We start from the raw sequence: 20,512 nt of genomic DNA on the forward strand, positions 1-20,512 counted from the left end.
GTGACGGACGGTGCCCCGTGCGGGGCCGCCTGTCCGCTGCTGCGTCTGCGGCCGCCGGCGGGACCGATCCGGCACGCTCCCGGGTCAGTTCTGCCGCAGGCCCAGGACCGTCGGCTCCAGGTACTGCTGTGGCTCCTTGTACTGGCTGACGTCCGCCGGGTTGTACCGCGGGGTCTGCCGGGACCAGTCCAGATTGCCGCGCATCCAGCTGCGCATCCCGTCCAGATACGGGACGAGCATCCCGGACAGCAGCGGATAGGCCGCGATCAGTTCGGACTCGGCCTGCAGGAAGCGGTCCGTCTCGGTGGCGATCTCCGCACAGACGTGGTCGAGCGCCTGCTGCTTGCCGTATCCGCGGTGGTGCCGGACCAGATGGACGAGGTTGTGGATCTCGCCGAGGACCTGCTCCTTCTCGTACGAGTACACGTCGTTGGCCCAGCACACGACATTGCACGAGGCTTCCAGCGCGACGATGAACCGGGGATCGTTGTGTATCGACTCGGGCGCCTCGATGCCGGCGACGATCTCTATCAGGTCCATGCAGACGTGTATGGCGCCGGTGTGCCGCCGCTTGGTGATGTACGCCTCCTCGGACGGCACGACACCGTCGGCCCGGTTCCCCGCCTCCCAGGTGGTGGCCGTGGTGAGGTACGTGATCAGGTGCCAGGCGAACCGGCGCAGCCAGTGCGCGGCCGCATTCGGCGTCGTCCGTTCCCACAGGTCGGTCAGAGCGACCACGGCGGCAGGCAGCTCCTCCTTCGGCAGCGGCCCGGTGACGGCGCCCTCGACCACGGCCCGCATCAGCGCGACCACGTCGCGCACCCGGTCCGGGCTGCGGCCGAGATGCCCGTCGTCCAGCTGGTCGTCGACGAGGAACAGCCAGACGAACCAGTCGGCGACGAGATCGAGATTCTCGGCGTTCGCGGTCGGATAGACCATGCCGACGAACGCGCCGAAGTCGGCTTGCTCGAAGCGTTCCCTGGCTGAATCCCTGTGTACCAGGCCCGTGCTGCGCGTCCAGTCGTCGAGATGCGCACGGGTGCGGGCCACGTGCGGATTCGTCCGCTGGGGGAACGGGCAGTAGATGTCCGGCAGTTCGCTCTCCACGGGCGGGTCTGGATCCTCTCCGGTCGTACGTGGGACGGAAGTTGGGGCCGTACCGCCTGTTCCTCGGGGCGTGGTGGTGACCCGCGGGACCTGCGCGTTTGAAGCTACCTGACCCCCTGTCATCAGGTCCAGGGAAGATGATCGTGAATGGTTGAAAGCTGCTCGGGTAGGGTCTGTGGGCAAGGCAGGTTCCACTTGCCCGGGACTCCCCGCACGCCGTCCTTGTAGGAACGCACGAACGTGGGAGTCGTTTGCTGTGTCTTCGAGGCAGCGACCTGCGCGGATTCGTATGAAAAAATGAGACTTATGCGTTTTCTTGAGCCCGGCACCGGTCGTTACACAGAGTCCCCCTCGGTCCCGTACGACCTCACGTACGACGATGTCTTCATGGTTCCGGGCCGCTCAGCGGTCGGTTCCCGCCAGGGGGTCGACCTCTCCTCTCCCGACGGCTCCGGCACGACCATCCCGCTCGTCGTCGCCAACATGACGGCGATCGCGGGCCGCCGGATGGCTGAAACGATGGCCCGCCGCGGCGGTCTGGTCGTCATCCCGCAGGACATCCCGATCGACGTCGTCACCGACGTCATCTCCTGGGTCAAGACGCGCCATCTCGTGCTCGACACGCCGATCGTGCTGGCCCCGGGGCAGACCGTCGCCGACGCCCTGTCCCTGCTGCCGAAGCGTGCGCACGGCGCCGGCGTCGTGGTCGACGAGGAGCAGCGGCCCGTCGGCGTCGTCACCGACCACGACCTGACCGGCGTCGACCGCTTCACCCAGCTCTCCGAGGTCATGTCCAAGGACCTGGTACTGCTCGACGCGGACATCGACCCGCGCGACGCGTTCAACAAGCTCGACGGGGCCAACCGCAAGCTCGCCCCCGCGGTCGACGCGGACGGCCGGCTCGTCGGCATCCTCACCCGCAAGGCCGCCCTGCGCGCCACGCTCTACACCCCGGCCACCGACGCCGAGGGCAAGCTGCGGATCGCCGCCGCCGTCGGGATCAACGGCGATGTCGCGGGCAAGGCCAAGCAGCTCCTCGACGCGGGCGTCGACACCCTCGTCGTGGACACCGCGCACGGCCACCAGGAGTCCATGATCAGCGCGGTCCGCGCGGTCCGGGCGCTCGACCCGCAGGTGCCGATCGTCGCGGGCAACATCGTCGCCGCGGAGGGCGTACGCGACCTCATCGAGGCCGGCGCGGACATCATCAAGGTCGGTGTCGGACCCGGCGCCATGTGCACCACCCGGATGATGACCGGTGTCGGCCGGCCCCAGTTCTCGGCGGTGCTGGAGTGCGCCGCCGAGGCGAAGAAGTACGGCAAGCACGTCTGGGCGGACGGCGGCGTCCGCCACCCGCGCGATGTCGCCATGGCCCTTGCCGCAGGTGCGTCCAACGTGATGATCGGCTCCTGGTTCGCCGGCACGTACGAGTCGCCGGGCGACCTCCAGCAGGACGCCAACGGCCGCTTCTACAAGGAGTCGTTCGGCATGGCGTCCGCGCGCGCCGTGAAGAACCGTACGTCGGACGAGTCGGCGTACGACCGGGCCCGCAAGGCGCTCTTCGAGGAGGGCATCTCCACCTCGCGGATGTTCCTGGACCCGGCCCGCCCCGGCGTCGAGGATCTGATCGACTCCATCATCGCGGGCGTCCGTTCCTCCTGCACGTACGCCGGTGCGGCGTCCCTGGAGGAGTTCGCCGAGAAGGCGGTCGTCGGCGTGCAGAGCGCCGCCGGTTACGCCGAGGGCAAGCCGCTGCACGCCAGCTGGAGCTAGGGCCTCTCGTTCGGATCATGCCGGGCTCACGGGCGCCGGCACGCACATCTGCCGCGTTGTCGTCAGTTTTCCCCGAGCTCGCGGCTTCGCTCGAGCAGGGGAGACCCCCTTCGCTCCGCGGCGGGCCGCTCCCTGATCCGGCCTGATCCGAACGAAAGACCCTGAGGCCCGTCCCGCGCCCCCTGCGGGCGCACGACGACAGCCGCGGCACCTCGCTGCGTCGTCCCTCAGGGGCTGCCGCTTCGAGGACCACGTCCGGGCCGCTGCTGCGGCCCGGACGCCTTCGGCGGCCGGAGGGCGGGCGCGCGCACCAACGGGGCGAGCGCCTCGGTGACGGCTGCCGCCAGACGCGCATGCCCCGCGTCGTCGGGGTGGAGGCCGTCCACAAGGTGCTCCGGCCCCAGTACATCCCGTCCCGGCAGCACCGACAGCCGCGAGTCGCCCGCCCGGACGAGACTCGCCCCCGCCCGCTCCAGGGCCGCCCGCAGCTCGGACAGTGTGGCCCCGAGGGCATTCGGGGTGTCCTCGGCGTCCGGGCACAGCAGCGGTGAGACGAGCAGCAACGGCGTCCCGGGGTGGCCCACGCGTACCAGGGTGACGAACGCGCGCACCGTCTCGTACAGCAGCGGCGCCGAGAACGGCACCCGCGACCAGCAGTTCGTACCGAACGCCAGGGTCAGCGCATCGGCCGGAAGCGCCGCGATCTGCTGGGCGACGCACAGCTCCCCGCGGGCCGACCCCGCGTATCCCAGATTGACCGGGTCCAGCCCGAGCGCCCGGCCGGCCACCGCGGGCCAGGCGTGGGCGGGGCGCGTCGACCACCAGCCCTCGGTGATCGAGTCGCCGTGCACCACCCACCGCGGCCGCTCCGGGGCGGGCAGCAGACGGCCGCCCGCCGCCCGCACACCGAGAATCAGCGAGGACTGCGTCTGCGGCGGGTGAACGGTGAACGGGCCTTCCCCGGAAGGGAGTCCGATCACCACGACCGCCTCCTCGGCCGGCTCCGCGCAGACCTCCGAGACGCACCGGTCGCCCCGCCAGAGCGCGAAGACGGGTGCCGGACCGTGCAGCGCGTGCCCCGGGTCCGGCACCGTCGTGCGGCAGCGGATCTCCACCGCACGCGCGCCGGGCGCCAGGAACTCCAGTCGCACCCCGACGGGCAGTTGCGCCCGCTCGCCGGTGTCCCACGGCAGCCGCGCCCGGTCGGCCGGGTCGGCCCGCACCACGCGTACACCGTCCCGCCAGGCCACACCGCGCAGGAAGGGGTCGGGATCGAGCCAGGTCATCAGGTCTCCGTTCGGCAGGGATGCTCATTGCACCCCTACCCCGCTGCGCCGCACCGGCGTCCCTGCGGCCGTGTCCGTCACCACGTGTTCTACTTCGGGTGCGGCACGGCGCTGCCGCCACCCCGGACCGCCCATCGCAGAGAAGTGATCCACCCGAAGTGCGACTGAACGATCTCGACGAACGCATCGTCCACGCCCTCGCCGAGGACGCCCGCCGCTCCTACGCCGACATCGGCGCGATCATCGGCCTGTCCGCGCCCGCGGTGAAACGCCGCGTCGACCGGTTGCGGGCGGAGGGGGCCATCACCGGCTTCACCGTGCGGGTGGACCCGGCGGCGCTCGGCTGGGAGACCGAGGGGTTCATCGAGATCTACTGCAGCCGCAACACCTCACCGGAGGCGATCAAGAGCGGTCTCGCGCGCTATCCGGAGATCGCGTCGGCCTCCACGGTCACCGGGGAGGCCGACGCGATCGTCCAGGTCTTCGCCGCCGACATGCGCCACTTCGAGCAGGTGCTGGAGCGGATCGCGGGTGAGCCCTATGTGGAGCGCACCAAGTCGGTGCTGGTGCTCTCACCGCTGCTGCGGCGTTACTCCCCGGGGACGCCGGGCTGATCCGCCGGCTCCCGGCAGGACCACGGCCGCCCGGCGGCCGCCAGGGGCTCCCGCCCGCTCGGCGCCGGCCTTCCTCGCCTCACGCAGCGCGCTCCGGACCACCCTTCGGCACGAGACCGAAATCACCCCTCTGACCTGCAGCGACGCTCTACGCAACGAATCACCGCCGGACCGGTGGATCGCGCAATGGATCGACGGTCGGCGCGCAACGCTCGCGCCTTGTCCGGCTGGATTCCCGGCCCTTACCGTCTATACGTCCCCGCTCCGCCCGCACCCGCCGAGGTCTGCCATGCCGTCGTTGCGTACCGCCCTGCTCCAGAGCTCCGGACGTCCGGGCTCGGTGGCCGAGAACATCAAGGTGCTCGACGAGGCGGCCGGACGCGCGGCAGCCGCCGGGGCCCGGCTGCTGGTCTGCCCCGAACTGTTCCTCACCGGCTACGCCATCGGTGACGACGTACCCCGGCTGGCCGAGGCCGCCGACGGCCCGTCCGCGCGGACCGTCGCCGACATCGCCGTACGGCACGGGCTGGCGGTCCTGTACGGCTACCCGGAGCGCGCGGGCGAACTGATCTTCAACGCGGCGCAGCTGATCGGCCCGGACGGCACCCGGCTCGCCGGGTACCGCAAGACCCACCTCTTCGGCTGCTTCGAGCAGCAGTGGTTCACCCCGGGCGACCAGCCCGTCGTCCAGGCCGAACTGGACGGCGTGCGCATCGGGATCATGATCTGTTACGACGTCGAGTTCCCGGAGAACGTACGGGCGCACGCCCTTGCCGGCACCGACCTGCTGCTCGTGCCGACCGCGCAGATGCACCCCTTCCAGTTCGTACCCGAGTCCGTCGTGCCGGTCCGCGCCTTCGAGAGCCAGATGTATGTCGCGTACGTCAACAGGACAGGCCCGGAAGGCGAGTTCGAGTTCGTCGGGCTGAGCTGTCTGGCCGGCCCCGACGGCACCGTCCGCACCCGCGCCGGACGTGGCGAGGAGCTCGTCGTCGGCGACGTCGACCCGGAGTTCCTGAGCGCATGCCGCGCCGCCAACCCGTATCTGCGCGACCGCCGCCCCGGTCTGTACGGCTCCCTCGTCTGAAGCCCGCGCCCCTCCCGCTTCCTCTCACCCGTGTTTCCCGTGCAAGGAGTCCGTACCCCATGACGTCCACGGTGCCCAACGCCGTCCAGCACACCGACGCGCAGCCGCCGATCACCATGTTCGGGCCGGACTTCCCCTATGCGTACGACGACTTCCTGGCCCACCCGGCGGGGCTCGGCCAGATACCGGCGACCGAGCACGGGGCCGAGGTGGCCGTCATCGGCGGTGGGCTCTCCGGCATCGTGGCCGCGTACGAACTGATGAAGATGGGCCTGAAGCCGGTCGTCTACGAGGCGGACCAGATCGGCGGGCGGCTGCGCACCGTCGGCTTCGACGGCTGCGACCCCTCGCTGACCGCCGAGATGGGCGCGATGCGCTTCCCGCCGTCGTCCACGGCGCTGCAGCACTACATCGACCTGGTGGACCTGGAGACCAGGCCGTTCCCCAACCCGTTGTCCCCCGCCACCCCGTCCACCGTCGTCGACCTCAAGGGCGAGTCGCACTACGCGGAGACCATCGACGATCTGCCGCAGGTCTACCGCGATGTGATGAACGCCTGGAACGCCTGTCTCGAGGAGGGCGCCGACTTCTCCGACATGAACCGTGCGATGCGCGAGCGCGACGTCCCGCGGATCCGGGAGATCTGGTCGAAGCTCGTCGAGAAGCTCGACAACCAGACCTTCTATGGCTTCCTCTGTGCCTCCGACGCCTTCAAGTCGTTCCGGCACCGCGAGATCTTCGGCCAGGTCGGCTTCGGCACCGGCGGCTGGGACACCGACTTCCCCAACTCCATCCTGGAGATCCTGCGGGTCGTCTACACCGAGGCCGACGACCACCACCGCGGCATCGTCGGCGGCAGCCAGCAGCTCCCGCTGCGCCTCTGGGAGCGCGAGCCGCGCAAGATCGTGCACTGGCCGCTCGGCACGTCGCTGTCCTCGCTGCACGACGGGGAGCCCCGCCCCGCCGTGACCCGGCTGCACCGCACCGCCGGGAACCGGATCACCGTCACCGACTCCACCGGCGACATCCGTACCTTCCGGGCGGCGATCTTCACCGGCCAGTCCTGGCTGCTGCTTTCCAAGATCGACTGCGACGACGCGCTGTTCCCCATCGACCACTGGACGGCGATGGAGCGCACCCACTACATGGAGTCGTCCAAGCTGTTCGTCCCCGTCGACCGGCCGTTCTGGCTGGACAGGGCCGTCGACGGCAGCGGAGTTCCCACCGGGCGCGACGTCATGTCGATGACGCTCACCGACCGGATGACCCGGGGCACGTACCTCCTCGATGACGGACCCGACAAGCCGGCCGTCATCTGTCTCTCGTACACCTGGTGCGACGACAGCCTGAAGTGGCTGCCGCTCTCCCCGAACGAGCGCATGGAGGTCATGCTGAAGTCGCTCGGCGAGATCTACCCGAACGTCGACATCAGGAAGCACATCATCGGCAACCCGGTCACGGTCTCCTGGGAGAACGAGCCCTACTTCATGGGGGCGTTCAAGGCCAACCTGCCGGGCCACTACCGCTACCAGCGGCGGCTGTTCACCCACTTCATGCAGGACCGGCTGCCCGCCGACCAGCGTGGGCTCTTCCTCGCGGGCGACGACATCTCCTGGACGGCCGGCTGGGCCGAGGGCGCCGTGCAGACCGCGCTCAACGCTGTCTGGGGCGTGATGACGCAGTTCGGCGGCGCCACGGATGCGACCAACCCCGGCCCCGGCGACGTCTTCGACGACATCGCCCCGGTCGAACTTCCGGAGGACTGAGCGGGGGCTGCGCGGGCCGGGGGAGCGCCCGTGCCGGGACCCCCGGCACGGGCGGGCGTCAGCGCCAGGGGGTGAGCAGGCAGCGCCCCACCAGGCCGGCGCCCGCGTCCATCCGCTGGCGGAACTCCTCGGCGAGCAGTGGGAGATCACGCAGCCGCCACAGCACCCGGGCCGCCGACCAGGCCGCCTCGCGGGCCCGCTCCAGACTCCACGAGCCGAGCAGATGGGTGAGCGGATCCGCGACCTCCAGCAGATCGGGGCCCGGCATCAGATCCTCCCGGATCTGCTCCTCCAGCAGCACGAGGAGATCGCCGACCTGGTCGAACTCCTCCTCCAGGTCCGGCGGAGCGCACTGCAGCGCACGGCAGGTGTCCACGACGGCGAGGGCCAGATCGTGGCCGATGTGCGCGTTGATGCCCGCCAGCGCGAACTGCAGCGGCCGTACGCCGGGATGGCGCCGGTACTGGAACAGCGGACGCCAGCAGTCGGGCGGCCGGTGCCCCGCCGCCGCGGCGTCGACGGCCGCCAGGTAACGCTCGGCGAACCGTACATCCAGGGCGGCGGCGGCCCGCCGGTCCTGGAACACGCCGTCGCCGATCTGCCGGTCGATGGTCTCGGTGACCGTCAGATAGACGTGGTTGAAGACCGCCACCCCGTCCGTCGGCGGCCAGTCCGACCGGAAGCCACGCATCCGCGCGATGACCGCGGCGACATCCGACGGAGCCGTGACGGGACCGGTCCGGTCCGCGAACTGCTCCCACTGCTTGAACTGCACCATGGGGGCAGCGTCCCAGCCGTTGACCCGCCACGGCGCCGACGGGCCGCGGGTTCATCGGAACGGGCGAACGCCGGCAGAGCCATCGGTGCCCCGAGGGCCGGCCCCGGGCCGTTCCGGACGGGTGGGCGCGGCCGTTCGCGGTCGGGCGGCCGAGTCCCGCGAGCCTGCGCAGATGGGGCGAGGCCCGGGCACATCACCTGCCGGCCGAGGCCCGCAGCGGGGACGAGTGCCCCCGCCGGCGCCTACTGCGTGGGCGGCTTCGTGTCGTCGTACGTGGACGTCCCCGCGTCCAACAGCGGCTCCTGCGGCTTCAGATGGGCCGGGGCGAAGGCGCGCAGTACGTGGTAGCCGGTGATCACGACGATGGTGCCGAGGGCGATGCCGCTCAGCTCGAAGTCGTCGGTGATCTTCAGGCTGACCCCGCCGACGCCGATGATGATGCCCGCGGCGGCCGGCACCAGATTCAGCGGGTTGCGGAGGTCGACATTGCCGCTCATCCAGATCTGGGCGCCCAGCAGGCCGATCATCCCGTACAGGATGACGGTGATGCCGCCGAGGACGCCGCCCGGGATCGCGGCGACGACCGCACCGAACTTGGGGCAGAGCCCGAACAGCAGAGCGAAGCAGGCGGCGGCCCAGTACGCGGCGGTGGAGTAGACCCGGGTCGCGGCCATGACGCCGATGTTCTCGGAGTACGTGGTGTTGGGCGGACCGCCCACGGCGGTGGAGAGCATGGATGCTGCGCCGTCCGCCGCGATGGCGGTGCCGAGCTTGTCGTCGAGCGAGTCACCGGTCATCTCGCCGACGGCCTTGACGTGCCCCGCGTTCTCCGCGATCAGCGCGATCACCACCGGCAGCGCGACCAGGATCGCCGACCACTCGAAGCTCGGGGCGTGGAAGGACGGCAGTCCGATCCAGTCGGCCTTGGAGACGCCCGACAGGTCGAGCCGCCAGTGGTCGACCGCCTCGGCGCCGCCCGCCGGTGAATGGATCTTGCCGAAGACCCGGTCGAGGACCCAGGACAGCACATAGCCGAAGACCAGGCCGAGGAAGATCGCGATGCGCGAGAAGAATCCGCGCAGGCACACCACGGCCATTCCGGTGAAGAGCATGACCAGCAGCGCGGTCCACTGGTCCTGCGGCCAGTACGTCGAGGCGGTGACCGGCGCCAGGTTGAAGCCGATGAGCATGACGACGGCACCGGTCACCACGGGCGGCATCGCCGCGTGGATGATCCGGGCGCCGAAGCGCTGCACCGCGAGACCCGCGAGGAAGAGCGCCACGCCGACGACGAAGACCGCCCCGGTGACGACGGCGCTGTCCCCGCCACCGGCCCGGATCGTCGCGGCCACGCCCACGAAGGAGAGCGAACAGCCGAGATAGCTGGGCACCCGGCCGCGCGTGGACAACAGGAAGATGGCCGTCGCGACACCGGACATCATGATCGCGAGGTTCGGGTCCAGGCCCATGAGCACCGGGGCGACGAACGACGCGCCGAACATCGCGACCACGTGCTGGGCGCCGAGCCCGAAGGTCCGGGGCCAGGAGAGGCGCTCGTCGGGCCGGACCACGGCCCCCGGTGCGGGGGTCTTTCCGTCGCCGTGCAAGGTCCAGCGCACGCCGAGGCCGCCCATGGTCGCTCCCTGTGTGTCCGTGTGTGGGTCTGTGCGGTGCCCGGTGCCGTGTGCGTACGGCCCGGCGCCACCGCGGAGAAGATCAGCGCCATGTTAATGCCGCAGCGGCGTCGGCCCGTGTCCGGGCTACGTCGCGCGAGCCCTGCCCGTGAATCCCATCCATGAATCCTGCGCGAAGCATTGTCACTCCGAACAGGCGGCTCTACGCTCGCACGGCCTTGTCCATGAACATCATTCACATATCTGATTCATGAGGGGAGTGCTCGATGAGTGGAACACCTCGTCGGCGTCTCGGAGCTTTGCTCACCGCCGCGGTCGCCCTGACCGCCGTACTGGTGCCGGCCGCCTCCTCCGCGGCCGCCACCGCCCACGGTCACCGGCCGCCGCCCCGGGTGCCGAGGACCGTGGTCATCGACGGCCACCGCATTCAGCAGACGAAACTCCGGCTCGACCACGGCGACCGGGCTCTGCGCACGGCCGTGGACGCGCTGACCGTGAAGGCGGACAGCTGGCTGGGCCAGGGCCCCTGGACGGTCGTGGACAAGCCGAAACCCGCGCCGGGCGGGGACCCGCACGACTATCTGAGCCAGGCCCCGTACTGGTGGCCCTCCCAGCCGAAGACCGCGGAGAACCCGTGGGGCTGCCCGTACGTCCAGCGCGACGGCGAACGCAACCCCGAGGTCGACACCGGCACCGACCGGCCCGACATCGGCAAGGTCTTCAACTCGGTCACCACGCTCAGCCTCGCCTGGTACTACACGGGCAGGAAGCAGTACGCCGAGCACGCCTCCGACATCCTGCGCACGTGGTTCCTCGACCCGGCGACCCGGATGAACCCCAACCTCGACCACGGCCAGTTCATCCCCTGCAAGTACGACGGCCGGGCCATCGGCATCATCGACTTCTCCCAGCAGTACACCTCGGTCCTGGACGCCATCGCGCTCCTGGACACCGGTGCGCCCGGCTGGTCGAAGAACGACCGGACCGGCATGCGGGCCTGGAACACGTCGTTCCTGGACTGGCTGGTGAACTCCGACTTCGGCAAGCAGGAATCGGCCGCCCAGAACAACCACGGCACCTTCCAGGACATGCAGATCGCCGGACTCGCCCTCGCCACCGGCGACGAGGCCCTCGCCCGCAAGGTCGTCCTCGACGCGCGTGCGCTGCGGATCGACCCGCAGATCGCCGCCGACGGCACCCAGCCGCAGGAGCTGGCGCGGACCCGCAGCTGGCACTACTCGACCTTCGACCTGGTCGCCTACACCCGGCTCGCAGCGATCGGCAGGCAGGTGGGCGTGGACCTGTGGGCGTACGAAGGGCCGCAGGGACAGAGCCTGTTCAAGGCGGTCGACTATCTGCTGCCCGCCGCGACCGGGGCGGTCGCCTGGCCGCACCCGGAGCTGGAGTTCTACCGGTACGCCGCGAGCGACATCGTGCACGCGGCCGCCGACGCCGGTGACCGGCAGGCCCGGGCCGCCGTACCGCAACTGGAGGCACCGCCGGGCGGCGACCTCTGGGCGCTGCGGCCTGCAGCCGAGCAGCTCGACTCGATCGCCGGCTGAAAGCCCGCGGGCGGGGCTCCCCCCGGAGCCCCGCCCGCGGAACGAGCCCATCAGGCCCGGGGCTCGGCCGCCGTCTCCGGTACCCCGGCCGCCTTCGCCGCGACCTGGCGGTCGCCCGCCCGCAGCACCCCGGCCCCCAGCACCAGACCGAACGCCAACACCGTCACCAGGCCGAACGACACGACCAGCGAGGTCGCCTCGGCCAGCGAACCGATCGCCGACGGGGCGATCAGCCCCGAGGTGTACGTGATCGTGGCAACGCCGGCGATCGCCTGGCTCGGGTTCGGCCCGCTGCGCCCCGCCGCCGCGAACGCGAGGGGGACGACCACGGCGACACCGAGGCCCAGCAGCCCGAAACCGCACATCGCCGGAACCACGCCCGGCGCGAAGACCACCAGCACACCCCCGACGGTTGCCAGCAATCCGCCCACTCGCACGGTCCTGACCGCACCGAACCGGTCGACGACCTTGTCCCCGGCGATCCGGGCCACGGCCATCGTCAGCGCGAACGCCGTCGTGGAGGCGGCCGCGAGCCCGGCGGAGCTGTCCATGATGTCCCGGAGGTAGACCGCCGACCAGTCCAGGCTGGCGCCTTCGGCGAACACCGCGCAGAACCCCACTGCGCCGATGATCAGCGCCGACCTGGGGGGCAGGGTGAACCGCGGCGGCGGCTCCTGGTCCCGTTCGCTGCGCAGGTCCAGTACGCCCTGGCAGGCGACCAGGCCGAGCACGGTGAGCGCGAGAGCGGCGAGGACGTGGTGCAGCCGGGCGTCGGTGCCGGCATGGGCGGCCACGGTGCCCGCCGCCGAACCGATCAGGGCGCCCACGCTCCACATGCCGTGCAGCCCGGACATGATCGACTTGTCCAGGCGGTTCTCCACCTCGACGCCGAGGGCGTTCATGGCCACGTCCGACATGCCGGCGGACGCCCCGTAGACGAAGAGTGCCGCGCACAGGGTCAGCAGGTTCGGTGCCAGTGCGGGCAGTACCAGCGCAAGCGTCCACAGCGCCAGCAGCCCGCGCAGGGCGGTTCTGGCGCCGAAGCGATGACTGATCGCACCGGCCAGTGGCATGGCGAGCGAGGCGCCGATCGCCGGGAAGGCCAGGGCGATGCCCAACTGCCCGGCACTGACACCGGCGTGGTCCTGGATCCAGGGCACGCGGGTGGCGAAGCTGCCGGTCACCGCGCCGTGCACGGTGAAGACCGCGGCGACGGCGATCCTGGCCCGCCTCACCTGCTCCGTGCCGAAGACCGTCTCTGTGGATTGCGTCGTCATGCCGCCGTGCCCTCCCCTGGGAATTCTCGGTCGCGGTCGATCTCCGCGCCTGTCGTCACGGTGCGGACAGTAAACTATCAGGAACCCTGCCTGATAAATAGACCGTCAAGGTCTCTCACCGCACGGCAGTGATCTGGAAGGATCCTGGCATGCCCGCATCACCGAGCACCGCCCGGGCCATCAACGACCGGCTCGCCCTTCGACTGCTCCAGGAGGACGGCCCCCTGACGGCCACCCAGCTCAAGACCCTGACCGGACTCTCCCGCCCCACCGTCGCCGATCTGGTGGAGCGGTTGCAGGGCGCCGGTCTGATCCGGGTGGTCGGTGAGAGCGGTGCCGAGCGACGCGGCCCCAACGCCCGGCTGTACGGGATAGTCGCCGACCGCGCCCACCTCGCCGCCCTGGACGTGCGCACCGACAGCGTCGCCGTCGTCGTCGCCGATCTCCTCGGCGTCACGCTCGCCGAGGCCACCCTGCCGATCGGCAGCGACACCGGCACCGAGGCCGCCGCCGAACAGGCCGCCGCGCTGCTGGAGCGCACCGCGCGCGAGGCGGGTGCCGCGCCGCTGCACAGCGTCGGAATCGGCGCGCCCGGCCTGATCGACCCGGTCACCGGCGAACTCCGCGACACCAGCGGACTGCCTGCCTGGCACCGCCGTCTGGTCCGGGTGCTGCAGCATCGGCTGCCCGCGACCGTGCTGGTCGAGAACGAGACCAACCTCGCCGCCGTCGCCGAGCACCGGGCCGGCGCAGCCCGCGGCCGCGACACCTTCGTCCTGCTCTGGCTCGGTCACGGCATCGGCGCAGCGGTCATGCTGGACGGCAGGCTGCGCCGCGGAGCGTCCGGCGGTGCGGGCGAGATCGGCTTCCTGCCCGTACCGGGCGCGATGGGGGTCCCCTCCGCGGTCAGCTGCGACGGCGGATTCCACTCCCTGGTGGGCTCGGCACCGGTCGTCGAGCTGGCCCTGGAGCACGGCATCGACGTGCGTGCGCGGATGGACTCCGGGGAACAGGAGCCGGCCGCCGCGTTCGCCGTACGGGCGGCCCTGGCGGGGGAGGAGGACAGCGAGGCGTTCCTGTCCGCCCTCGCCGACCGTCTCGCGGTGGGCGCCGCCGCCGTCGCCTCGGTGATCGACCCCGGCTGCGTGGTTCTCGCCGGCGAGGTCGGCCACGCGGGCGGTGAGGCGCTGGCCTCCCGGGTCGAGGAGCGGCTGGCCATGATGTCCCCGCTGCGTACGGAGGTCAGAGCCGGACTGCTGGGCGGCTCGGCCGTTCTCAGGGGCGCGCTTCTCGCCGCCCGCGAGGCGGCTCAGGACGAACTGTTCGCCCCGGGCGGCTGAACGGTCCGGCGGGGCCGGCTGCGGCGCTTTCCGCGGGACGGGCGGGCGCCGACCCGGGACGGCCGCGCCGGCCGCCGATGAGGACGCGGACGGCCGTTCACCCCGGACGGCGCTGGAATCGCTGCGCGAGGAACTCCTCGAACGCGGCCTTTCCGACGGCCCGTTCGGGTGTCAGGTGCCCGCCGCGCCGGTACCCGGCATCGCCTGGCCCGTCGCACGGACCGGCGGCGCACGGCTGCGCATGGCGGCTCAGGATCCGGACCCCATGGGCACCGGCGCAGCCTGTCCGTCACCCGGCGGACGCGTGTTCCCGTACCGCCGGTCACCGGAATCCTCGTCCTGGGGCCGGCGTGCCAGAAAAGGTGGCTCGGGACCGGATGCAGGGTGACTGGGCCCACGCAGGGCGGGGCGTCGGCGATCCGGTGCCCTGGGCGGGCGACCGGTCGGGCGTGCGTGCGAGGCCGTCTGTGAGGCACCCCACAGCCGCTCGCCCGTTTGGCCCAGGACCGGGCATGGCAGACTGATCCTGTACCAGCAGCAGCGCACTCCGGGGTCGGTGCAATTCCGAACCGGCGGTTACAGTCCGCGACCCGTCCGCATCCAGCGGCCGGTTGACCAGGTGAGATTCCTGGACCGACGGTTAAAGTCCGGATGGGAGGCAGTGCGCGGCGGGCCGTCACAGGTATGCCGCCGTCGGCGGACGCGCTTCCGGATCTCCGGAACACCCGCGTCCGTGTCTTCGGTTTCGGCGTTCCTCGTTGCGTTCCGCTTCATCTGTCGTCATCGACAGGCCCCGGAGTCCGTGCCCGAAGAGGCAGGAGGACCCGGTGGACACCGCAGCCGACAGCACCGCCATGCGCCGAGCGATCACGCTCGCCGCCCGCGGACTTGGCTCCACCAGCCCCAACCCGGTCGTCGGCTGTGTGATCCTCGACGCCGAAGGACGCCCGGCCGGCGAAGGCTTCCACCAGCGCGCCGGCGGGCCGCACGCCGAGATCCACGCCCTGCGCGCAGCGGGCGAGAAGGCGCGGGGCGGGACCGCCTACGTCACTCTCGAACCCTGTAACCACACCGGTCGCACCGGCCCCTGCGCCCAGGCGCTGATCGAGGCCGGCGTCAGCCGTGTGGTGTACGCGGTCGCCGACCCGAACCTGCAGGCCACCGGGGGTGCGGACACCCTCCGCGCGGCCGGTGTCAAGGCCGAGCAGGGGCTCCTCGCCGACGAGGCAGAGGCCGGCAACGCCGCCTGGCTGACCTCGGTGCGGGTCGGCCGCCCGTACGTCGTGTGGAAGTACGCGGCGACCCTCGACGGCCGGATCGCCGCCGCAGACGCCACCAGCCGCTGGATCACCTCTCCCGAGTCGCGCGCCGACGTCCACCGGCTGCGCGCCGAGGCCGACGCCGTCGTGGTCGGCTCCGGCACCGCACGTACCGACGACCCCCAGCTCGGTGTCCGAGGCGTCGAAGGCGCCGTACAGCCGCTGCGGGTGGTCGTCGACACCGGCGCCGACGCGGTACGCCCGGGCGCCCGCGTCCTCGACGGCACGGCGCCCACCCTGGTCGCGGTCGCCGAGGACGCCGACACCGGCCATCTCCCCGAGGGAACCGTCCTGCGGCTGCCGCGCGCAGCCACCGGCCGCGGCCTGGACATCCCGGCCCTGCTCGCCGCGCTGTACGCGCGCGGCGTCCGCTCCGTACTCCTCGAAGGCGGCCCGACCCTGGCCGGGGCCTTCGTCGCGGCGGGAACGGTCGACAAGGTCGTCGGCTATCTCGCTCCCGTGCTCCTCGGCGCCGGCCCCGCGGCCCTCGCCGACGCCGGAATCTCCACCATCGCCCAGGCGTTGCGCCTCGATGTGACCGAGACCGTTCGCATCGGCCCCGATCTGCGCATCACCGCCGTCCCCGGCCCTGCCCGGAAGGGAAACTGAGTGTTCACCGGAATTGTCGAAGAACTGGGTGAGGTCACCGCCGTCGAGAAGCTCGGCGACGCCTCCCGATTCCGCCTGCGCGGTCCCGTCGTCACGGAAGGCGCCAAGCACGGCGACTCGATCGCCGTGAACGGTGTGTGCCTCACGGTCGTCGAGCTCGGTGAGCACGAGTTCACCGCCGATGTGATGGCCGAGACGCTCAACCGCTCCAGTCTCGGCGCGCTGGAGACCGGCTCCAAGGTCAACCTGGAGCGCCCCATGGCGCTCGGCGGCCGGCTCGGCGGGCACATCGTCCAGGGCCACGTCGACGGCACGGGCCGCATCCTCGAGCGCAAGCTCTCCGAGAACTGGGAGCTCGTGAAGATCTCCCTGCCCGCCGGCCTGACCCGCTACGTGGTGGAGAAGGGCTCGATCACCGTCGACGGCGTGAGCCTGACCGTCGTCGACGCCGGACCCGACTACTTCACCATCAGCCTGATTCCCACCACCCTCGAGCTGACGACGCTCGGCATCAAGGGGGCCGGTGACCCGGTCAACCTCGAGGTGGACGTCCTTGCCAAGTACGTCGAGCGGCTGCTCGGCGACCGGGGCCGGGAGGACTCCAAGTGAGCGCCTTCGACTGGCTCAACTCCGAGGCGTTCGCCCTCTTCGGCCAGCACATCAAGTGGTCCGACATGATCGGCAATATCATCGGACTGATCGCCCTCGCGCTCGGCTGGCGCCGCTCCCTGTGGACCTGGCCCGCCCAGCTGCTGTCCGGCGTCATCCTGCTGGTCGCCTTCGCCTCCGCCCATCTCTCGGGCAGCGCGGGCAAGCAGCTGGTGGTCATCGTCGTGGCCGCGTGGGGCTGGTGGTCGTGGAACCGCGGCCGGCAGCAGGCCCAGGACGGCTCCGTCGCCGTACGGTTCGCCACCTGGCGCGAGCGCGGCTACCTGGTCGGCGGCGCCGCTCTCGGCACCCTCGCCGTGGGCGGGCTGTTCACCGCCTACCCGTCGCTCTCCTGGGACCCCTGGCCGGACGCGTACATCTTCGTCGGCACCGTCGTCGCGATGTACGCCCAGGCGCGCGGCATGGTCGAGTTCTGGTTCGCCTGGCTGCTCGTCGACCTGGTCGGCGTCCCGCTGAACTTCGCGAACGGCTTCGCGTTCTCCGGCTTCGTCTACGTCATCTACGGCGCCCTCGTCCTGTGGGGCATGCGCGACTGGTGGCTGCGGACGCGGACCCCCGCTCTGGAAGGAGCCCCGGCATGAGTGCCCAGCCCACCTGGTACAGCCACGACAACACCGAGGACCTGTCGCTGGACCCCGTCGAGCAGGCGATCCGTGACATCGCGGCCGGACGCCCCGTGGTCGTCGTCGACGACGAGGACCGGGAGAACGAGGGCGACCTCGTCATCGCGGCCGAGATGGCCACCCCCGAGATCGTGGCCTTCATGATGAGCGAGTGCCGCGGCCTCATCTGCGCGCCCATGGAGAACGACGAGCTCGAGCGGCTCGAACTGCCGCAGATGGTCGCGCACAACACCGAGTCGATGCGCACGGCCTTCACCGTCTCGGTCGACGCCTCCGCGGCGCACGGCGTGACCACCGGCATCTCCGCCGCCGACCGGGCCACCACGCTCCGGATGCTGGCCGGCGGCCAGGCGGGTCCCGCCGACTTCGTGCGCCCCGGCCACATCTTCCCGCTGCGCGCCCGGTCCGGCGGCGTGCTCGTCCGCAACGGCCACACCGAGGCCGCCGTCGACCTGGCCCGGCTCGCCGGGCTGCGGCCTTCCGGCGCGATCGTCGAGATCGCCGGCGAGGACGGCGTGATGCTGCGCCTGCCCGAGCTCGTCCCGTTCGCCCGCAAGCACGGCCTCACGATCATCTCGATCGAGGACCTGATCGCGTACCGCCGCTCCTCCGAGCCGACCGTGCGCCGTGAGGCCGAGGTCCGGCTGCCGACGTCGTTCGGTGATTTCACGGCGTACGGCTACCGCTCAACCGTCGACGGCGTCGAGCATGTCGCGCTCGTCCACGGCGACCTCGGCGACGGCGACGACATTCTCGTCCGGGTCCACTCCGAGTGCCTGACCGGCGACATCTTCCAGTCCCAGCGCTGCGACTGCGGCCCGCAGCTGCACGCATCCATGCAGCGCATCACCGACGAGGGCCGCGGCGTCGTCGTCTATCTGCGTGGCCACGAGGGCCGCGGCATCGGGCTGGTGTCCAAGCTGCGCGCGTACGAACTCCAGGAGCGCGGCGTCGACACCCTCGACGCCAACCTGGAGCTCGGCCTGCCCGCCGACGCCCGGGACTACGGGGCGGGCGCCCAGATCCTCAAGGACCTCGGCGTCCACGGCGTCCGGCTGATGACGAACAACCCCGACAAGACCGCCGCGCTCCTGCGGCACGGTCTCGCGATCACCGGACGCGAACCGATGCCCGTCCAGGCCGGCGAGCACAACCTGCGGTACCTGCGCACCAAGCGGGACCGCATGGGACACGACCTGCCCTGGCTCGACACCGCCTCGGTGTCGACCTGCGGCAACCAGTAACGAGCACGGAAACGAACGGTAGGAGAGACATGAGCGGCAAGGGCGCACCCGAACTGTCCGTACGCAACTGCGGTGACCTGCGAGTGGCGGTGATCGCCGCCCAGTGGCACGAGAAGGTCATGGACGGCCTCGTCGACGGCGCGCTGCGCGCCCTGCACGACCTCGGCATCGACGAGCCGACCCTGCTCCGGGTCCCCGGCAGCTTCGAACTCCCGGTCGTCGCCAAGGTTCTGGCCGGCCGCGGCTACGACGCGATCGTCGCTCTCGGCGTGATCATCCGCGGCGGCACTCCCCACTTCGAGTACGTGTCCCACGGCGTGACCAACGGCCTCACCCAGGTCGCCGTCGACACCGGGGTCCCGGTCGGCTTCGGCGTACTGACGTGTGACACCGAGGAGCAGGCACTCGACCGGGCCGGTCTCGAAGGGTCCAACGAGGACAAGGGGCACGAAGCGGTCACCGCGGCCGTCGCCACCGCCGCCACGCTGCGCACCGTCAGCGAGCCCTGGCGCTGAGCGAGGGGGCGGCACCCCGTACTCTAAGAAGCATCATGGCGAACAAAACCTTCGAAGAGCTCTTCGCCGAGCTGCAGCTCAAGGCCGCCAACGGCGACCCCTCCACCTCCCGCACCGCCGAGCTGGTGGACAAGGGGGTCCATGCCATCGGCAAGAAGGTCGTCGAGGAGGCCGCCGAAGTCTGGATGGCCGCCGAGCACGAGAGCAAGGACGCCGCCGCCGAGGAGATCTCGCAGCTGCTGTACCACGTCCAGGTGATGATGGTCGCCCGCGGGATCTCTCTCGACGACGTCTACGCCCATCTCTGAGTACGACCTCTCCACTGCCCTGACATCCGCACGTCCGTACAAGACTCCCTCCTCGCAAAGGAAACCTGACCTCATGCTGCGCATCGCCGTCCCCAACAAGGGTTCACTCTCCGGGCCTGCGATGGCGATGCTCCATGAGGCCGGCTACCAGCAGCGCAAGGAGTCGAAGGAACTCGTCCTCGTCGACCCCGAGAACGAGGTCGAGTTCTTCTACCTGCGGCCGCGCGACATCGCGATCTACGTCAGTTCCGGCCGTCTCGACATCGGCATCACGGGACGCGACCTGCTGCTGGACTCCGGGGCCGACTCCGAGGAAATCCTCCAGCTCGGCTTCGCCCGCTCCACCTTCCGTTACGCCACCAAGCCCGGCACGGCCCACGGCCCGCAGGACTTCGACGGCATGACGATCGCCACCTCCTACGAGGGCATCGTCGCCAAGCACCTCGCCGACGTGGGCGTCAATGCCTCCGTCGTCCACCTCGACGGCGCGGTCGAGACCGCCATCGAGCTGGGGGTCGCCCAGGTCATCGCCGACGTGGTGGAGACCGGCACCAGCCTGCGCAACGCCGGGCTCGAAGTGATCGGCGAGCCGATCATGAAGTCGGAGGCCGTCGTCATCCGCCGTACGGGTGCGCCCCAGGACGACCCCAAGGTGCAGCAGTTCCTGCGCCGCCTGCAGGGCGTCCTGGTCGCCCGCAGTTACGTGATGATGGACTACGACTGCCGCGTGGAGCACCTGGAGCGCGCCGTGGCCCTCACCCCGGGCCTGGAGTCGCCGACCATCTCCCCGCTGCACCACGAGGGCTGGGTCGCCGTCCGCTCCATGGTCGCCGCCAGGGAGGCCCAGCGGATCATGGACGACCTGTACGAGCTCGGCGCCCGCGCCATTCTCACGACGGCCATCCACGCCTGCCGCCTCTGACGGCCGGACGGCCGGCGACCCACCCGGGGAGCCGGCCCCCGGACCCTCTGGATGCCCGACTTCACCGGAAGACAGAAGA

Annotated in this window: 18 protein-coding genes and 1 riboswitch; of the genes, 13 read left to right on the top strand and 5 right to left on the bottom strand. The window is 71.1% G+C overall.

From position 1 onward, the window contains the following. Positions 1 to 84 precede the first annotated feature (84 nt). Complete coding sequence (locus OG878_RS32460) at positions 85 to 1,107, bottom strand: terpene synthase family protein (RefSeq protein WP_328890068.1); 1,023 nt, start codon at positions 1,105 to 1,107, stop codon at positions 85 to 87. A 306-nt stretch (positions 1,108 to 1,413) separates the two neighbouring features. On the opposite strand from OG878_RS32460, the gene OG878_RS32465 reads away from it, so the two are divergent. Then, the gene (locus tag OG878_RS32465; protein ID WP_328890069.1) at positions 1,414 to 2,880 is read left to right on the top strand and encodes a GuaB1 family IMP dehydrogenase-related protein; all 1,467 of its coding nucleotides are present in this window, start codon (positions 1,414 to 1,416) and stop codon (positions 2,878 to 2,880) included. A gap of 227 nt (positions 2,881 to 3,107) precedes the next feature. Here the strand turns inward: OG878_RS32465 and OG878_RS32470 are convergent, their stop codons facing one another. Beyond that, the gene (locus OG878_RS32470) at positions 3,108 to 4,166 is read right to left on the bottom strand and encodes a GDSL-type esterase/lipase family protein (protein ID WP_328890070.1); all 1,059 of its coding nucleotides are present in this window, start codon (positions 4,164 to 4,166) and stop codon (positions 3,108 to 3,110) included. Between the two features lie 158 nt (positions 4,167 to 4,324). Between OG878_RS32470 and OG878_RS32475 the strand changes: the two genes are divergently transcribed. The 3 genes from OG878_RS32475 (at position 4,325) to OG878_RS32485 (ending at position 7,633) form a co-directional block, all read left to right on the top strand. Next, positions 4,325 to 4,780 (top strand): Lrp/AsnC family transcriptional regulator, encoded by a 456-nt coding sequence (locus OG878_RS32475; protein WP_328890071.1) that lies wholly within the window; start codon positions 4,325 to 4,327, stop codon positions 4,778 to 4,780. 289 nt (positions 4,781 to 5,069) lie between these two features. Beyond that, positions 5,070 to 5,867: a carbon-nitrogen hydrolase family protein gene (locus tag OG878_RS32480; protein ID WP_328890072.1), complete on the top strand. Its 798-nt coding sequence runs from the start codon at positions 5,070 to 5,072 to the stop codon at positions 5,865 to 5,867. 59 nt (positions 5,868 to 5,926) lie between these two features. Next, positions 5,927 to 7,633: a flavin monoamine oxidase family protein gene (locus OG878_RS32485; RefSeq protein WP_328890073.1), complete on the top strand. Its 1,707-nt coding sequence runs from the start codon at positions 5,927 to 5,929 to the stop codon at positions 7,631 to 7,633. A 58-nt stretch (positions 7,634 to 7,691) separates the two neighbouring features. Here OG878_RS32485 and OG878_RS32490 read toward each other — a convergent pair whose 3' ends face one another. Together OG878_RS32490 and OG878_RS32495 are read right to left on the bottom strand one after the other, a co-directional pair. Beyond that, positions 7,692 to 8,411: a DUF5995 family protein gene (locus OG878_RS32490; protein WP_328890074.1), complete on the bottom strand. Its 720-nt coding sequence runs from the start codon at positions 8,409 to 8,411 to the stop codon at positions 7,692 to 7,694. A gap of 242 nt (positions 8,412 to 8,653) precedes the next feature. After that, the gene (locus tag OG878_RS32495) at positions 8,654 to 10,045 is read right to left on the bottom strand and encodes a uracil-xanthine permease family protein (protein ID WP_328890075.1); all 1,392 of its coding nucleotides are present in this window, start codon (positions 10,043 to 10,045) and stop codon (positions 8,654 to 8,656) included. A gap of 266 nt (positions 10,046 to 10,311) precedes the next feature. Here OG878_RS32495 and OG878_RS32500 point away from each other — a divergent pair, with 266 nt between their 5' ends. Then, the gene (locus OG878_RS32500) at positions 10,312 to 11,607 is read left to right on the top strand and encodes an alginate lyase family protein (RefSeq protein ID WP_328890076.1); all 1,296 of its coding nucleotides are present in this window, start codon (positions 10,312 to 10,314) and stop codon (positions 11,605 to 11,607) included. A gap of 50 nt (positions 11,608 to 11,657) precedes the next feature. On the opposite strand, the gene OG878_RS32505 is transcribed toward OG878_RS32500, so the two are convergent. Continuing rightward, positions 11,658 to 12,884 carry an MFS transporter gene (locus OG878_RS32505; RefSeq protein WP_328890077.1) on the bottom strand — a complete coding sequence of 409 codons (1,227 nt, stop codon included), beginning with the start codon at positions 12,882 to 12,884 and terminating at the stop codon, positions 11,658 to 11,660. A gap of 149 nt (positions 12,885 to 13,033) precedes the next feature. On the opposite strand from OG878_RS32505, the gene OG878_RS32510 reads away from it, so the two are divergent. From OG878_RS32510 to hisG, 8 genes are all read left to right on the top strand, one after another. Continuing rightward, positions 13,034 to 14,224 (top strand): ROK family transcriptional regulator, encoded by a 1,191-nt coding sequence (locus OG878_RS32510; RefSeq protein WP_328890078.1) that lies wholly within the window; start codon positions 13,034 to 13,036, stop codon positions 14,222 to 14,224. A 538-nt stretch (positions 14,225 to 14,762) separates the two neighbouring features. Next, positions 14,763 to 14,893, top strand: a riboswitch (FMN riboswitch). Positions 14,894 to 15,051: 158 nt separating this feature from the next. Continuing rightward, complete coding sequence (gene ribD, locus OG878_RS32515) at positions 15,052 to 16,152, top strand: bifunctional diaminohydroxyphosphoribosylaminopyrimidine deaminase/5-amino-6-(5-phosphoribosylamino)uracil reductase RibD (protein ID WP_328890079.1); 1,101 nt, start codon at positions 15,052 to 15,054, stop codon at positions 16,150 to 16,152. After that, positions 16,153 to 16,761 (top strand): riboflavin synthase, encoded by a 609-nt coding sequence (locus tag OG878_RS32520; protein WP_328890080.1) that lies wholly within the window; start codon positions 16,153 to 16,155, stop codon positions 16,759 to 16,761. Then, positions 16,758 to 17,402: a nicotinamide mononucleotide transporter family protein gene (locus OG878_RS32525; RefSeq protein ID WP_277325075.1), complete on the top strand. Its 645-nt coding sequence runs from the start codon at positions 16,758 to 16,760 to the stop codon at positions 17,400 to 17,402. The genes OG878_RS32520 and OG878_RS32525 overlap by 4 nt, the downstream gene beginning before the upstream one ends. Beyond that, positions 17,399 to 18,688, top strand: coding sequence for a bifunctional 3,4-dihydroxy-2-butanone-4-phosphate synthase/GTP cyclohydrolase II (locus OG878_RS32530; protein ID WP_328890081.1), 1,290 nt, complete (start codon positions 17,399 to 17,401; stop codon positions 18,686 to 18,688). The genes OG878_RS32525 and OG878_RS32530 overlap by 4 nt, the downstream gene beginning before the upstream one ends. A 29-nt stretch (positions 18,689 to 18,717) precedes the next feature. Beyond that, positions 18,718 to 19,203: a 6,7-dimethyl-8-ribityllumazine synthase gene (gene ribH, locus OG878_RS32535; protein ID WP_030919009.1), complete on the top strand. Its 486-nt coding sequence runs from the start codon at positions 18,718 to 18,720 to the stop codon at positions 19,201 to 19,203. Positions 19,204 to 19,238: 35 nt separating this feature from the next. After that, positions 19,239 to 19,511, top strand: coding sequence for a phosphoribosyl-ATP diphosphatase (locus OG878_RS32540; RefSeq protein ID WP_018524273.1), 273 nt, complete (start codon positions 19,239 to 19,241; stop codon positions 19,509 to 19,511). A 73-nt stretch (positions 19,512 to 19,584) separates the two neighbouring features. Beyond that, positions 19,585 to 20,433: an ATP phosphoribosyltransferase gene (hisG, locus tag OG878_RS32545; RefSeq protein WP_328890082.1), complete on the top strand. Its 849-nt coding sequence runs from the start codon at positions 19,585 to 19,587 to the stop codon at positions 20,431 to 20,433. Positions 20,434 to 20,512: the final 79 nt, after the last annotated feature.

The organism is Streptomyces sp. NBC_00316 (assembly GCF_036158715.1).
Taxonomy (GTDB): Bacteria; Actinomycetota; Actinomycetes; order Streptomycetales; family Streptomycetaceae; genus Streptomyces.